The organism is Paraclostridium sp. MRS3W1 (assembly GCF_032465715.1).
Lineage (GTDB): Bacteria > Bacillota > Clostridia > Peptostreptococcales > Peptostreptococcaceae > Paraclostridium > Paraclostridium dentum.
Genome location: NZ_JAWDJM010000040.1, coordinates 26,856 through 43,053, shown reverse-complemented (window position 1 = coordinate 43,053; position 16,198 = coordinate 26,856). Strand labels below are relative to the sequence as shown.

14 protein-coding genes and 1 riboswitch are annotated in these 16,198 nt (G+C 28.3%); of the genes, 13 read left to right on the top strand and 1 reads right to left on the bottom strand.

Translation table 11 applies throughout. From position 1 onward, the window contains the following. Nucleotides 1–41: 41 nt before the first annotated feature. Nucleotides 42–1,271: an aminopeptidase gene (locus RWY47_RS03340; RefSeq protein ID WP_021428103.1), complete on the bottom strand. Its 1,230-nt coding sequence runs from the start codon at nt 1,269–1,271 to the stop codon at nt 42–44. A 318-nt stretch (nt 1,272–1,589) separates the two neighbouring features. Between RWY47_RS03340 and RWY47_RS03335 the strand changes: the two genes are divergently transcribed. The 13 genes from RWY47_RS03335 to RWY47_RS03275 all read left to right on the top strand — a co-directional run bounded on the left by RWY47_RS03335 (nt 1,590) and on the right by RWY47_RS03275 (nt 15,934). Continuing rightward, nucleotides 1,590–2,384: a nitroreductase family protein gene (locus tag RWY47_RS03335; RefSeq protein WP_167402728.1), complete on the top strand. Its 795-nt coding sequence runs from the start codon at nt 1,590–1,592 to the stop codon at nt 2,382–2,384. Between the two features lie 74 nt (nt 2,385–2,458). Then, nucleotides 2,459–3,730, top strand: coding sequence for a sensor histidine kinase (locus RWY47_RS03330; protein ID WP_150841705.1), 1,272 nt, complete (start codon nt 2,459–2,461; stop codon nt 3,728–3,730). 12 nt (nt 3,731–3,742) lie between these two features. After that, nucleotides 3,743–4,468, top strand: a complete 726-nt coding sequence (locus tag RWY47_RS03325) for a LytR/AlgR family response regulator transcription factor (protein ID WP_021428081.1) — start codon at nt 3,743–3,745, stop codon at nt 4,466–4,468. Between the two features lie 388 nt (nt 4,469–4,856). Continuing rightward, nucleotides 4,857–5,573: an orotidine-5'-phosphate decarboxylase gene (gene pyrF / locus RWY47_RS03320; protein WP_021428110.1), complete on the top strand. Its 717-nt coding sequence runs from the start codon at nt 4,857–4,859 to the stop codon at nt 5,571–5,573. 13 nt (nt 5,574–5,586) lie between these two features. After that, a complete protein-coding gene (carA, locus tag RWY47_RS03315) occupies nt 5,587–6,633 on the top strand; it encodes a glutamine-hydrolyzing carbamoyl-phosphate synthase small subunit (RefSeq protein WP_021428028.1) in 1,047 nt (348 codons plus the stop codon). A gap of 39 nt (nt 6,634–6,672) precedes the next feature. Continuing rightward, nucleotides 6,673–9,879, top strand: a complete 3,207-nt coding sequence (carB, locus tag RWY47_RS03310) for a carbamoyl-phosphate synthase large subunit (RefSeq protein ID WP_224171048.1) — start codon at nt 6,673–6,675, stop codon at nt 9,877–9,879. 172 nt (nt 9,880–10,051) lie between these two features. Beyond that, nucleotides 10,052–11,248 carry a phospholipase C gene (locus RWY47_RS03305; protein WP_224171049.1) on the top strand — a complete coding sequence of 399 codons (1,197 nt, stop codon included), beginning with the start codon at nt 10,052–10,054 and terminating at the stop codon, nt 11,246–11,248. A gap of 253 nt (nt 11,249–11,501) precedes the next feature. Next, nucleotides 11,502–12,086: a hypothetical protein gene (locus tag RWY47_RS03300; RefSeq protein ID WP_150841702.1), complete on the top strand. Its 585-nt coding sequence runs from the start codon at nt 11,502–11,504 to the stop codon at nt 12,084–12,086. Between the two features lie 67 nt (nt 12,087–12,153). Further along, nucleotides 12,154–12,879 carry an LPXTG cell wall anchor domain-containing protein gene (locus RWY47_RS03295; protein WP_224171050.1) on the top strand — a complete coding sequence of 242 codons (726 nt, stop codon included), beginning with the start codon at nt 12,154–12,156 and terminating at the stop codon, nt 12,877–12,879. After that, nucleotides 12,872–14,131 carry a CalY family protein gene (locus RWY47_RS03290; RefSeq protein WP_224171051.1) on the top strand — a complete coding sequence of 420 codons (1,260 nt, stop codon included), beginning with the start codon at nt 12,872–12,874 and terminating at the stop codon, nt 14,129–14,131. Before RWY47_RS03295 ends, RWY47_RS03290 begins: the two co-directional genes overlap by 8 nt. A gap of 55 nt (nt 14,132–14,186) precedes the next feature. Next, nucleotides 14,187–14,684 (top strand): signal peptidase I, encoded by a 498-nt coding sequence (locus RWY47_RS03285; protein ID WP_168932578.1) that lies wholly within the window; start codon nt 14,187–14,189, stop codon nt 14,682–14,684. Nucleotides 14,685–14,701: 17 nt separating this feature from the next. After that, nucleotides 14,702–15,262 (top strand): class D sortase, encoded by a 561-nt coding sequence (locus tag RWY47_RS03280; protein WP_150841698.1) that lies wholly within the window; start codon nt 14,702–14,704, stop codon nt 15,260–15,262. Between the two features lie 72 nt (nt 15,263–15,334). Then, on the top strand, nt 15,335–15,934 hold the full coding sequence (locus tag RWY47_RS03275) for a response regulator transcription factor (protein ID WP_224171052.1): 600 nt from the start codon (nt 15,335–15,337) through the stop codon (nt 15,932–15,934). A gap of 158 nt (nt 15,935–16,092) precedes the next feature. Next, a riboswitch (cyclic di-GMP riboswitch) is annotated at nt 16,093–16,176 on the top strand. Nucleotides 16,177–16,198: the final 22 nt, after the last annotated feature.

Sequence of the window (16,198 nt, the reverse complement as noted above, 5' to 3'; positions counted from 1 at the left end):
AAGGACTATCTAAAATAGATAGCCCTTTTTTTATGCATTAACTAGAATGCCCAGTTTCCATCTTGGAATATTTGAACTTTTTCACCGTTAGCTTTTTCACCAACTATGTTCATATCAGCAGAACCTATCATGAAGTCAACATGAGTTATACTGAAGTTTATACCATGCTTATCTAAATCTTCTTGTGGTATGTTAACTCCGTTTTCAACACAACTCTTATAAGCTGTACCTATAGCGAAGTGACAAGAAGCATTTTCATCATATAAAGTATTATAGAATACTATATTTGTATCTGATATAGGAGATTTAAATGGAACTAAAGCAACTTCTCCAAGGTAGTGAGAACCTTCATCTGTATCTATTAATTTAGCTAAAGTGTCATATCCTTCTTCAGCAGTAAAGTCTACTATTTTTCCATCTTTAAATGTTAATGTGAAGTTGTTTATAACATTTCCACCGTAAACAAGAGGTTTAGTACTTGCAACTACACCATTAACACCAAATTTATGAGGTAAAGTAAATACTTCTTCTGTTGGTATATTTGGGTTGAAGTTTACTCCGTTTGGATCTTTTGAAGCTCCACTTGCCCATATATGGCCTTCAGGTAATTCCATAGTTATATCTGTTTTACCAGATTTGAAGTATAAAGTTTTAAATTTGCTATCATTTAAGAAGCTCATTCTAACTTTTAAGTTTTTATTGTGTTGATTCCAAGCTTCTATTGGATCTTCTTGGTCAACTCTTGTGCAATGGAATATTGCTTCCCACATTTTATCTATAGCTTCTTCTTCAGAAACTCCTGGGAATACTTTTTTAGACCAGTTTGCTGTAGGAACAGAAACTATACTCCATTTTGATTTATCAGATAAAGTATAAGATCTCCACTCTTGTAAAGCTTCAGCAGATGCCTTTTGGAAGTTTGCAACTTTTTGAGGATCTACATCTTTTAATAAGTCTGGATCTTGAGCATAAACAGTTAAGAAAGCTCCACCTTCTTTAGCTATTTTTACGTATTGATCAGAAACCCAAGTTGGGAACTCATTAAAAGTTTCATCTGGAGCATTTAAATATTTTATAAGAGTACACTCTTCATCTGACCATTCTATATGTACATCCTTTGCTCCTAGGTCATAAGCTTGTTTTACAACTTTTCTTACAAATGGAGCACACTCAATAGGAGATCTAACTAATAACGTTTGTCCAGGTTGTATATTAACTCCTACCTTAACAGATAGCTCAGCATATTTTTCTAAGTTTTTTTCTAAATTCATAAAGGCACATCCTTTCAAAATAATTGTATTTAAAATAAGAATAAGTCTTTCTTAGCCTAGTATAACATCATTTTGGTAATACATTTATAGTTTTTTTTTGATTTAAAAAAGTTGTACTATTCTAAAATAAAAGACTATTCAAACTTATTATTTTAACAATATTATTTTTAAATACCCATAAATTTAAATTTTAAAAACGGATTGATTTTAAAAAATAAAGTAAATAATGTAACTATTTTGAGAACAATGAAAGATAGTATAAAACTATATATTTTGATATAATAATATTTATTATATTTGTAGACAGGAGGAATTAGATTGCAGTTATATGATGCTATTTTTTATAGAAAATCTATAAAAAAATACTCTACAAAAAGATTAAGCATAAATATGTTTGAAGAAGTTCGAAATTTATGTGAAGATATGGATAGTTTAAATAAAGAAATAAAGATTAAGGCCCATCCTATTTTAAAAGGGGACAGCTTGAAATTTATAATAAAAAAGAGACATAGGCTAGTTGCTCCTCACTATATAGTTTTAACAGTTCAATTTCCTGAAGTAGAAGAAACAGAAGATGGGGAAGGTGAAAAACCAGCTCCAATAAAATATTTAGATAGTGTGGGATTTGCTGGAGAAGAGTTAATCTTAAAATTAACAGAAATGGGATTGGCAACGAGTTGGTTAGATGACAATTTTAATAAAGAGTCTATACTAGACTTTGTACATTTAGAAGAAAATGAAAAACCAGTAATGTTAATAGCTATAGGGTTTCCAGATGGAAATGAATTGTTTAGAAAAGAAAATGAAAATATAGATAGAAAACCAATGAAAAAAATTGCTAAAAATGTAGATGAAAAGTGGACTAATATAATTGAATGTGTAAGAATAGCGCCATCATACAAAAATTCGCAACCATGGAGATTTTATCAAAATAATGGATCTCTTGATATATATATGAAAAAAGATTCTGATGAAAATATGAATCAAGTTAATATGGGGATAGCTTTAAAGCATTTTGAAATTGGATGTAAATATCATAATATAGATTTTGAATATGTAAAATTAGACGTTAAAGACAAATTAAGAAAAGAATATTATATAAGTGTCGTATAATTAATGAGTAACTCTATTTTTATATAGGGTTACTCTTTAATTTTGTAAAATTTAATAGAAAGGTATATGGGGATATGTTTCATTTTTATATGCTTTTGACAAGTATAGGGGTCTATTTAAGTTTCACAAATCTTTACGATTTCAAGAGAAATAAAATAAAATTAACTGCTTATTTTATTGTTTTATATATAGGATTGTCTGTAACCGCTAGGTATTTAAAAATCTCACCATTATATGGATTAAATATTATAAATGCTATTGTAGTTTATAAAATAACGAAAAAAACATTGTTAACTATAGCAATACCTCTTATGTCCACAGTTCTATACATAACGGTTAATATATTTTGTTATAATATGATTGCCTTTTTAACAGGGGTAAATATATATAAATTAGGAAACTACATTTATTTAATTTGTTATTATATTATTACATATATAATAATTGTAATGGTTTCTAGATTTTTAAATAATACATTTATAAATAACATAGAAGAAATTAGTATATTAGATAGATTTAAACTTCAAGTATTAATTATATTAACGAGTATATTGTCTATTTGTATATACTTTGAAGCAAATAGACAAACAAATGTGGTTTGTACCTTGGGATTAGAAATGGATAGAAACGGTGTACTACCATTTCTATATTTTATAACTTTTTTATGTACTATATTTCTAATTATGTTAATAAATAATCAAAAAAGAATTAAAGAAATTGATGAATATAATAAAAAGTTAGAATATGCAACTAACGAAATGAAAAAATTTAGACATGATTATAAAAATATAATGTTATCTATGTGTGGACATATAGAATCTAATGATTTAGACGGATTGAAAAAGTTTTTTTATTCACATATTGAATGCTTAAGTAAGGAATTAGATTTATTTAATTTAACGTGGTCATCAATAGGTAATATAGAGTGTATAGAAGTTAAAGGGGTAGTAGCTTCTAAGTTAATACAAGCTGAAAAAAACAAAATAAAAACAAACTTACATATTCCACATGTCATATCAGAAGTCAATTTTAATATATTGGATTTATGTAGGATATTAGGAATCCTTTTAGATAATAGTATAGAGGCTTGCTTGGAGTCTCAAGACCCGTCTCTAAATATTTTAATTTTAGAAAAAACAAATCTTACATCTATAATTATTTCAAATACATATAAGAAAAAGGTTGAAGATATATCGTTATTATTTGAAAAAGGATTTTCATCAAAGGGAGAAGAAAGAGGAATGGGTTTAAGCAATCTAAAAGATATATTAAAAAATTATGAGAATGCATTTTTTAATATAAAAATTGAAGATGAGTTTATTCAACAGTTAGATATATATAAATAAGGAGGAGTTAGGATGAGGATATTTATATGTGAGGATGATAAAGAGCAAAGGCGTAAGCTAGAAGAGTCTATATTATCTATTTTAGAAATTGAAGATATAGGTGGAGAAATAACATTATCTACTGATTCGTCACAAGAAATTTTAAGTCATATATCAGAGTTTAAGGATAGAGGAATCTATTTCTTAGATATTAATATTGGTGGAGATGTGAATGGAATTCAACTAGCTAAACAAATAAATGAAATAGATACAAAAGCGATTATAGTTATAATTACATCACATAAAGATATGAGTCATCTTACTTTTAAATATCATATAGGGGCTATAGATTATATAGTTAAAGAAAATTTTGAAGAAGTAAGTAAAAGAGTCAAGGAATGTATATTAGTTGCAAATGAAAAGATAAAGAATGAATTAGAAGAAGATTGTTTTTTTATTGATAAAGTAGATAAAATAGAAAAAGTTAAATATGATGATATTTTATATTTTGAAACATGTAAAAAAAGATTTATAGCTCTTAGAACAGAGAATAGTTATATAGAGTTTAGTGGCACTTTAAAAGAGCTAGAATCCCAGTTAGATAATAGATTTATCAGATGTCATAAATCTTATATAATAAACAAATTAAAAGTTAAAAGTATAGATAAAAAACAGAGAATTATCACTATGGAAGGTGGTAATAAATGCTACGTATCTTTATTACTGTTGAAAAAAACTATAGATAGTATCTTAGTTTAGTTTATTATGTAAAGGTTTAAAAATAGTTGACATGACTATAAATAAATGTAATAATTATAAAAAAGAGAAAGCTTTAAATTATCCCGAGAGGATATTAAGCGAGTTTGATAAAAAATGAAAATAAAACTTCCTTGAAAGTAGTCCAGAGAGGCTAGTAAGGTTATATATGAAGATATGTTTAATTTGCGTACATATAACCTCTAACTGGATTAGTTAGAGGTTTTTTTAATATAAAAATCAAATAATAAAGTCTTTTAAACTAGTCCAGAGAGGCTGGGAAAGATATCGTCATAACAAAAAATTGTTATGAAATATTGAATCCTTACACCTCTATAGGTGTAAGGATTTTTCTGATATTAGGGGCTTTATATAAAAAGGAGAGAGTAAAATGATAAATGGAAAAGATAAGCTGATTGTAGCTATAGATACTAACGACTTTGATAAAGCTAAGGAATTAATAGATAAGCTAGAGGATAGTGTTGATATATTTAAGGTTGGGTTAGAACAATATGTAGCAACAAGAGGGAAAACTGTAGATTATTTAAAAGAAAAAGGGAAAAAAATATTTTTAGATTTAAAGTTTCATGATATTCCAAACACAATGCAAAGTGCAGTAAGAGCAGCTGTAAGAGATAACGTATGGTTAATGACAATCCATGTTTCAGACATTGAAGGAATGAGACAGTGTGCATTAGCTGCAAAAGAAGAAGCTGAAAAGTTAGGAATAGAAAAACCAATAATAGTAGGAGTTACAGTATTAACTTCTTTAAGCGATAAAGATTTACAAGACATAGGATGTAATATGACAACTCAAGAGTTAGCAATAAAAAGAGCTAAGCTAGCTAAAGAAGCTGGTATAGATGGAATAGTTTGTTCTGCTCAAGAGGTTGATAGAATAGTAGAGGCTTGTGGAAGTGAGTTTGTTACAGTATGTCCAGGAATAAGACCTAAGACAGCTGATGCTGGAGATCAAAAAAGAGTTGTTACACCAGAAGATGCTATAAATAAAGGAGCTCACTATTTAGTTGTTGGAAGACCTATAACTAAGGCAGAAAATCCAAGTGAAGCTGCTGAAAAAATAATAAATGAAATAGAAAATGCTTAAAGGGAGGTAAGTTATGAAAGCTAGATTAATATTAGAAGATGGAACTATATTTGAAGGTAAAGCTTTTGGATATTTAAAGGATAGTGTAGGAGAGGTAGTTTTTAACACTTCAATGACAGGATATGGAGAAGTTTTAACAGACCCATCATACTATGGTCAAATAGTAACAATGACTTACCCGCTAATAGGAAACTATGGAATAAATCTAGAGGATGTAGAGTCATCAGGAGTTCATGTGAAGGGGTTCATAGTAAGAGAGAAATCAGATAATCCAAATAACTTTAGATGTGAAATGGATATAGACACTTATTTGAAACAAAATAAAATTATAGGACTTGAAGGAATAGATACAAGAGCATTAACTAAGATTTTAAGAAATAATGGAACTATGAGAGGAATAATAACTTTAGAAAACTTTACATTAGAAGATGTTGTTTCTAAAATAGGAAAATTCTCAAATACAGAAGCTGTTAAAACAGTTACTAGAAAAGAGAAAGAATATATAAAAGGAAATGGACCTAAAGTAGCAGTTATGGACTTTGGGGTTAAACAAAATATATTAAGATCATTTAAAGCAAGAGGATGCGATTTAGTTGTATTCCCAGCAACAACAAGTGCTGATGAAATACTTAAGGAAAATCCCGATTTAATATTCTTATCTAATGGACCTGGAGATCCAGAAGATTTAGAAGATGTTATAAAAAATATAAAAGAATTAATAGGTAAAAAACCTATAGCAGGTATATGCTTAGGACATCAATTACTAGCTTTAACACTTGGAGGTCAAACAGGAAAACTTAAGTTTGGACATAGAGGTGGAAATCATCCAGTTAAAGATTTAGAAGACCAGAAAGTATATATAACATCTCAAAATCATGGATATTATGTATCTAGAATGCCAGAAAACATGGAAGTAACACATATAAATTTAAATGATAATACTGTTGAAGGTATGAGACACAAAGAACTACCAATATATAGTGTTCAGTACCACCCAGAGGCTTGTCCAGGGCCAAAAGACAATGATTATATATTTGATAAGTTTTTAGCACTAATATAAGCGATTGTTTAAATTAACTTAGATAAGGAGAAATAAATTATGCCTAAAATAGATAATATAAAAAAGACATTAGTATTAGGTTCAGGACCGATAATAATAGGACAAGCAGCTGAGTTTGACTATTCAGGAACACAAGCTTGCCAAGCGTTAAAAGAAGAGGGAATAGAAGTTGTTTTAATAAATAGTAACCCAGCTACAATAATGACTGATGGAGAAGTAGCAGATAAGATATATATAGAACCATTAACAATAGAATTTATAGAAAAAATAATAGAAAAAGAAAGACCAGATAGTATATTAGCAGGAATGGGAGGTCAAACAGGACTTAACTTAGCTGTTGAACTTCATGATGCAGGAATACTTGATAAATATAATGTAAGAGTTTTAGGAACTTCTATAGATTCTATAAAAAAAGGTGAAGATAGAGATTTATTTAGAGAAGTAATGAAAGAAATAAACCAACCAGTAGTTATTAGTGATATAGTAACTAACTTAGATGATGGATTAGCATTTGCAGAGAAAATAGGATATCCGGTAGTAGTAAGACCTGCATATACTCTAGGAGGAACTGGAGGAGGTATAGCTGATAATGAGGAAGAGCTAACAGAAATACTTTCTCAAGGATTACAGTTAAGTCCAGTAAGCCAAGTACTACTTGAAAAAAGTATAAAAGGTTGGAAAGAAATAGAGTATGAAGTAATGAGAGACTCTAATGGTAACTGTATAACAGTATGTAATATGGAAAATATAGATCCAGTTGGAGTTCATACAGGAGACAGTATAGTAGTAGCACCGAGCCAAACTTTAAGTGATAAAGAATATCAAATGCTTAGAAAAGCATCAATAGATATAATAAATGCTATAGAAGTTCAAGGTGGATGTAATGTTCAAATAGCTTTAAATCCTCACAGTTTAGAATATGCAATAATAGAAATAAACCCAAGAGTAAGTAGATCCTCTGCACTTGCATCAAAAGCTACAGGATATCCAATAGCTAAGGTTGCAGCTAAAATTGCATTAGGATATACATTAGATGAAATACAAAATGCTGTTACTAAAAAGACTTATGCATGTTTTGAACCTACATTAGATTATGTAGTTGTAAAAATACCTAAATGGCCATTCGATAAATTTAAACAAGCTAACAGAAAGTTAGGAACAAAGATGATGGCTACAGGAGAAATAATGAGTATAGGAAGTAATTTTGAAGCAGCTATACTTAAAGGAATAAGATCTCTTGAAATAGGAAAATACTCATTAGTTCATAAGGCATCTGAAGATAGAAGTATAGAAGAACTAAAAGCAAGGGTAGTAGTTCCTGATGATGAAAGACTATTCGATTTAGCTGAAATGATAAGAAGAGGCTATAAGATAGAAATGATAGAACAAATCACCGGGGTTGATAAGTGGTTTATAAATAAATTTAAGTGGATAGTAGAACAAGAAGAAAAGTTAAGAGGAATGCATATTGAAGATTTAAATAAAGAATATTTACTAGAGTTAAAGAAAAAAGGATTCTCAGATAAAGGAATAGCTGATTTAATGAAAATAAGTCCAGCTAAAGTTTATGAGTTAAGAAGCTTATACAATATAAACCCATCATATAAAATGGTTGATACTTGTGGAGGAGAATTCGATGCTTTATCTCCATATTACTACTCAACTTACGAACAATACGATGAGGTAGTAGTAAGTGATAAGAAAAAAGTAATAGTTTTAGGGTCTGGACCGATAAGAATAGGTCAAGGTATAGAATTTGATTATTGCTCAGTTCATTGTGTAAAATCTTTAAGAGCACAAGGAATAGAAACTATAATAGTAAATAACAATCCAGAAACAGTAAGTACAGACTTCGATACTTCTGATAAATTATACTTTGAACCACTAACAGAAGAAGAAGTTTTAAATATAATAGAAAAAGAAAATCCAGATGGAGTTATACTTCAATTTGGAGGACAGACAGCTATAAAATTAGCTAAATTCCTAGATGAAAAGAAAATAAAGATATTAGGAACTAGTTGCAAAGATATAGATGCAGCTGAAGATAGAGAGAAGTTTGATGAGTTATTAGAAAAACTAGATATAAATAGACCAAAAGGTAAAGCTATATGGTCAGTGAACGAAGGTATCGAAGAAGCTAAAAATTTAGGGTACCCAGTACTTGTTAGACCTTCATATGTTCTAGGTGGTCAAGGAATGGAAATAACTTATGATGAAAACAAGTTAGCTCAATATTTAAAAGATGCATTTTTAAGAGATACTAAAAATCCTGTACTTATAGATAAATACTTAACTGGTAGAGAAATAGAAGTAGATGCTATATGTGATGGAGAAGAAATATTAATACCAGGTATAATGGAACATTTAGAGAGAGCTGGAGTTCACTCTGGGGATAGTATAACAATGTATCCAAGCCAAAACATAAGTGACGAAATAAAAGCAAAAATATTAGATTATACGAAAAAAATTGCTTTAGAGTTAAATGTATTAGGAATGGTTAATATCCAGTTTATAGAGTTCCATGGAGAACTGTATATAATAGAAGTTAACCCAAGAGCTAGTAGAACAGTTCCATATATAAGTAAGGTTAGTAAGGTGCCTATAGTGGATTTAGCTACTAAATGTATGTTAGGGTCTAAGTTAAAAGATTTAGGATATGGAACAGGAGTTTATAAAGAGCCTAAGTTAATATCTGTAAAAGTTCCAGTATTTTCAATGTCAAAGCTTGCCAAGGTAGATGTAAGCTTAGGGCCTGAAATGAAATCTACAGGAGAAGTTTTAGGAGTAGGAGAAACTTTAGAAGAAGCTTTATACAAAGGATTCTTAGGTGCTGGTAAAAAGATGTCTAATAAAAGAGGTGTTGTTTTAGCAACTATAAATAATTATGATAAAGATGAGTTTATAGAAATAGCTAAAGACATGAATGAGTTAGGATATACATTTGTAGCAACAGAAGGAACGGCTGAATCTTTAAGAGAAAATGGAATAGAAGCTACAATAGTAAATAGAGTGGAAGAAGCTAGACCTAACATATTAGACGTTATAAGAAACAAGCAAGTAGATATAGTAATAAATACGCCTACTAAAGGAAATGACTCAACTAGAGATGGGTTCAAGATAAGAAGAACAGCTACGGAATTTTCAACAGAAGTAATGACTTCGTTAGATACATTAAAAGCTTTAGTAGAAGTTAAGAAAAAAGAAATAAATAGAGATGGATTAGCAGTTTACAATATAGCAGATTAAAAGATTATGGAGTTGTTTTTAGATAATTAAAACAACTCCATATTTTTTTAAAATTCTAATTTTACTCCCTTATATCGATATTTTAGTCCAAAAACATTGTTAAAAAAATAAAAAATGATAATATTTGACATGAAAGAAATGTAATACAAGAGGATATTAGGGAGGTCAATACATGAAAGCTTTAAAAAAAGTATCGAATATACTGTGCATATTAGGGTTATGTACTCTTATGGGGGGGACTTCTTATGCATGGGATGGTAAAAAAGATGGAACAGGAACACATTCATTAATAGCAGAGCATGGGTTAACTATGCTAAATAATGATTTAAGTGGAAATGAATCTCAGCAAGTTAAGGACAATATTAAAATATTAAATGAATATATAGGGGATTTAAAGTTAGGGTCTACATATCCAGATTACGATCCTAATGCATATGACTTATATCAAGATCATTTCTATGATCCTGATACTGGAAACAATTTTACTATAGATAACAGTTGGTATGCATCATATCCTATATATGATACTGCAGAAACTCAAGTAAGAAAGTTTACTACATTGGCTAAAAATGAATGGGAAAAGGGGAACTTCAAAGAAGCTACATTCCTTTTAGGACAAGGATTACATTATTTAGGGGATTTAAACACTCCATATCATGCTTCAAATGTAACTGCGGTAGATAGTCCTGGACATGTTAAATATGAAACTTTTGTAGAAGAAAGAAAAGATAACTATGCTTTAAATACTTCAGGAAATGATACTAAATCAGGGGTATATAAAGAAGCTATGGAAAATCCAAGTTTCAATAAATGGATGACACAAAACTCTATCAAATATGCTAAGATAGCTAAAGATTTATATTATAGTCATTCAACTATGAGTCATAGTTGGGATGATTGGGATTATTCTGGAAGAGAAGCTATAAAAAATTCTCAAGTATGTACTGCTGGATTTTTATATAGATTCATGAATGAAGTATCTAATGTAAATACAGGAGATAATGATTCATTAACTAATGAATTTAATATAGTATTAAAGACTGCAGATAATAAATACGCAGGAACTGATGATAATGTATATTTCGGATTTGAAACAAATGAAGGTAAGAAATTTGAATGGAAATTAGACAATGCAGGAAATGACTTTGAAAGAAATCAAGTAGACAATTATATATTAAAAACAAAAGATGGAGAAGAAGTAGATATAAATAATATATCTAACTATTGGATAAGAAAAGAAAAATTAACATCTATAAGTGATGATTGGGAGTTAAATAACTTCAAATTAATAGCAAATGGAAAAGTAATACAACAACAAGATGTGAATAAAGTGTTTACAGGTAACGAAACTTACTACATAAATAAATAATAAAAAAAGCTGTTTAATAAATTTATTAAACAGCTTTTTTTATTGTTTAATAATAGGAATTTATACAAATTAAACTTAAGTAGTATAAGGTGTAGTATACCAATGGAGAAAAGAGAGAGGTAGAAAAAAAGATAAGTATATATGTAGAAAAGTAGAGTCAAAAATGGGAATAGAGGTCAATATATTTTACTTGCGATTGAATATAAAATAAATTATGTAATAATTAAAATTCTTTATAGGGGGAAATTTTCGGATGAAAAAAAATAAAACAGTAGCATATGCTTTAGCAGCTACATTATTAGTTGGAGGAACTTTTTTAGGAACAAAAGCTTTATTTACAGATAAGATAGACACAGTTGGGGAATTAAGCATAAGTACAGGAGATGTAGATATTGATGCTGAGGTTGTAAAAGAATGGAGTATAGTTCGTAATGGAGAAGAAGCTAATGTTGGAACTGGAAATGAAAAAGGGCAGCCAAAAATATTTGATAACTTAAAAACAGGAGATGTTATTAGTAAACAAATAAAAATTACAAATAAGGGTACTTTGAGTACTATAGTGTCTTTAAATCAAAATACTAAAGTTACAGAAAGCTTGCCAGATGGTATAAACCTTAAAGCAGAATTTAAGGATTCAAAGGGAAATGTTATAGATAGCGAAAAAACATTTGCTTCTGAAGAATTTGCGATAGTAGATTTAACAATAGATGTTACGGGAGGAGGATTACATAATCAAGAAAATTCTCTAAATACAGATGATCAAGAAAAAACATTTATAGACTTAGAAGATGCTTATATAGTAAATGCAGTACAACAAAATCCTAAAGGTATAAAATAATATTTGATTATTAGATTAGTTAAGGCACTCTCTATGAGAGTGCTTTAATTAGAAGTAGGTGATTAGAATGAATATAGGAAAAAAGATTATTAGAATATTAATTATAACATCGATTATATTAATGGGTTCTAAAAACTCTTATGCAGATAGTAGTATAACTATAGATCAAATATTTATAGAAGAACAAGGTACTTGGTATCCAGGAAGATTAGAATCAAAAGATTTTTATATAAACAATAATAAAGAAAATGATATAAGCATAGACAGACTGTATATGAGTTTAAAATCATCTGAATACTGGAAAACAGGCGAGGAGTTAGATATTAATAGTAGTAAGTTTAAAGAATTTGCTAAATATAGTACAGTTACATTAAAGCATAACAATAATGTATTATTCAAAGATAAGTTTGAAAATCTTTTATCTAAAGATGGAATAAATTTATCAAAAGATATATATATCAAATCAAATAGTAAAGAACTATTAAATATGACAATAGATATGAATTTAGAAATGAATAATGATGCACAAGCGCTTGATAATGTATTTAACATAGGTGTTTCATATAAAATGGATGAAAATACAACTCCACCTATTAATCCAGATATAAATAATCCAAAAGATCCGGATAAACCAGGAACTGATGTTGATGGAAGTCAATCAGGTAAATTACCACAAACAGGTGGAATTATAAATGGAGCTAGTTTAGTAGTTCTCGGGAGTGTAGCAATAGGAACAGGATTTATATTAAACAAAAAATCATCAAAAGAAAAAGGAGGTAAACACCATGAGTAGATTAAAAAGTTTAAAAGAAAAAATAAGAAAAAAAACAATAAAAACTACTATGGTTAGTTTAGCTCTTGCTTTAGCTATAGGAAGTACTCAAATTATGGGAACTTATGCTCTGTTTACTGATGTTGAAGATATGGCTAGTGATTTATCAATAAGCACTGGAGATATTGATGTAGAAGTTAGTAAAGGTTTAGATTTTACAGATGTGCAACCAGGACAAAAAATAGAAATACCTGTTACTATAACTAACAAAGGAACCTTAAAACAAAATATAAGTCTGAAACTAGATATATCTGATCAAATAAAATCATATTTAGAACCAGAACCGTTTGATTTTGGCGATATTAATGTTAAAGATGGAGTTATGTACAATGATACAAAATTGTTTGTATTATCTCCAGGAAGTAGTATAACTGGGAGTATAAATATAATTGTATCTGCTGGGATTGATAAAGAAGTACAAAATAGCTTAGCTGGAAAACCACTAAATTTAAATTTAGCTATAGAATCTGCACAGGTAAATAAAGATAATACTTTGGTTAAGAATGGATTCCGTGATGTAGCTATCCAGAAAAATACTATAAGTTTAGCTCAAAGAGAAATAATAACTATATCTACAGGTAAAAATGCACACTTTACAGGCAAACATGGGAATACATTTACAAACTCATATGTTCCAGTTGAAATTAAAGGAACAGATAATAAATTTGAATTATCGGCAAAAGTATCTAGTGGAAATAATTCACGAGAGTATGATGCAAAACATTATAAATATAGAGATGAAGATTATATTTTAATACAACCAAAAAACCAGAACGGCTCAATTGAATTTCAAGGAGTTGTAAATATAACAATAACAGTTAAGGTGATAAGTGGTACAAATGAAGAAAGTTATGATCTAGAATGTAATGTAACAATAACAAATGCAGGTAATAATTGTGATAGAACAGATCATCCAACTGATGGAGGTGAAATGTGTCATGTTGATATAGTGACTAATGGGCACAGAACTATCATGAACATACTGGAAGAAGGAGAAGCTGAACCAGAATCTTCAGATGTAATACCACCTACTGGAGATGAAAATCAACCAACACAAGATATAGAACTTCCGGGTGTTGAACAAAAACCTGAAGAAGATGTAGATAAACCTCAGGTACCAGAAGAAATAAAACCACCAAAGGAAGAAGTAGTGGTACCAAGTAAAACAGATATAATAGAACCATCAAAAGAAGAAATAGAAATACAAGAATAATTCAAAGAGTGGTATCTCTAAGAGGTACCACTTTTACTATATAAGGAGAATGAGAATGGGAGAATCAAAATTAGAAGTTAAGAAATTCGATAAATCTAAAATAATAAATATAGTAGTTGTATTTTTAATTACAGTATTAGCATTAAACTTAATTACAACTAAATCAGATAAAATGTTTAAATTAATTGGATTTAGAAGTTACACAGTATTATCTGGAAGCATGGAACCTAAATTTTATCCAGGAGATATGGTTATAACTCAACACAAGGACAAAGCTGATATAAAAGTAAATGATATCGTAACGTACAAAGATAATGAAGGAGTAATAATAACTCACAGAATAATAGAAGAAACAGATCAAGGATACATAACAAAAGGTGATAATAATAATGTAAATGATGCGGATATTTTAAAAAAAGAAAATATAATAGGAGAAGTTAAATTTAGTATTCCTAAAGTAGGATATGTAATGAACTTACTATCTAATCCAAAAGCAATAGCTATTGAAATGATTCTTTTAGCAGTATTTATATTCTTTTATTATAAAGATTAAAAAGAGGATGTGATAATATGAAGCGTATTTTTGGAAAGTTACTCATAGCTTTTGGGGCATGTGTAATATGTGGAGTTTTATATTTAAATTACACAACATCTAAAATAAATAATAAGATGGTAGAAGATTATAAAGAAACTATAATCACTAGTGATATTAAAAATGATGAATATAATTTAGGAGATGTAATAGGAGTTTTAAATATACCTAAAATAGATTTAGAAGTAGCAATAAAAAGAGGTATAGATAACGAGATATTAAAAGATGCAGTAGGGCATTTTGAAAATACATCTATGCCAGGAGAATATGGAAATTTTTCAGTTGCGGGTCATAGGGCATATACAAGTAATAAGTTTTTTTCAAACTTAGATGAACTACAAGTAGGAGATGAGATAAATGTTTTATCTGGAAACGAAAAATTTAAGTATAAAGTGAATAATATAGAAGTTGTTACACCAGATAAAGTAGATGTAGTGGATTCAACTGATAAAAATAAAAAAGAAATAACTCTAGTAACATGTACGCCTAAATATATAGGAAGTCATAGGCTAATAGTTAAAGGAGAGTATATAAAGTAGTATGCAAAAAGTGTAATATACTTAACTATTAATAATAATAAAAAGTATATTACAAGTTCTAGGGGGGCAAATATGAATATACTAATTTTATCAAATTCTGCAATTATAAGAGAGATAATAAAGAACTTAATAATAAAAATATATGGAGATATAAATATAGATATATTTTATATCGATGGTTATAAAAAAATAAATGAACATAAAAAATATGATTTATCTATATGTCATATTTATAATGAGAAACTTAATAACATAAAAAATATATTTAAATTAAAAGATTATAGTAGATACTTAATGGTTTTAGATCAGTTAAAAAGCGAGAGTGTTCTTAAATTATGTATGAATAATAATGTAGATGGTTATGTAGTTGACTTTGAAGATGAATATGAATTTAAGTACATAATAAGTAAATTATTAAATGGAAGTAAGTTTTATGACTCTCAAGTAGTATATAAACTTATAGGAAAAATGAAAAGTAAAGATTTTAAATACATTATTACTGATAGAGAAAAAGAGGTAATGATAGAGGCTAGCAAGGGGTTATCTAATAGAGAGATATCTAAAAAATTAAATATAACAGAATTCACGGTAAAAAAACATTTAAGCCACGTTATGAGTAAATTGAATTACAAAAGTAGAAAAGAAATTATTTTAAATAATGATTTATATTAATTAAAATAATTGAAATGTCTCAATTTGTTTTATTTTGAAGAAAAAAGAATTATGATGTAAAAATATATAGAATTTTCAGAAAAAATGTAGGGCGAAATCTATTAATTTACACTAAAGTATATGATATTATATAGTCTAAAGGTGTAACAATTTTATTACATTATGAAAGAAACGTAGAAGTATATTCTGTATCTGGGCACTTGGAATATATGGAGTTAGTAGTGCAACCGGCTTCCAATTTTGTATCTTTATAAAATTTATATA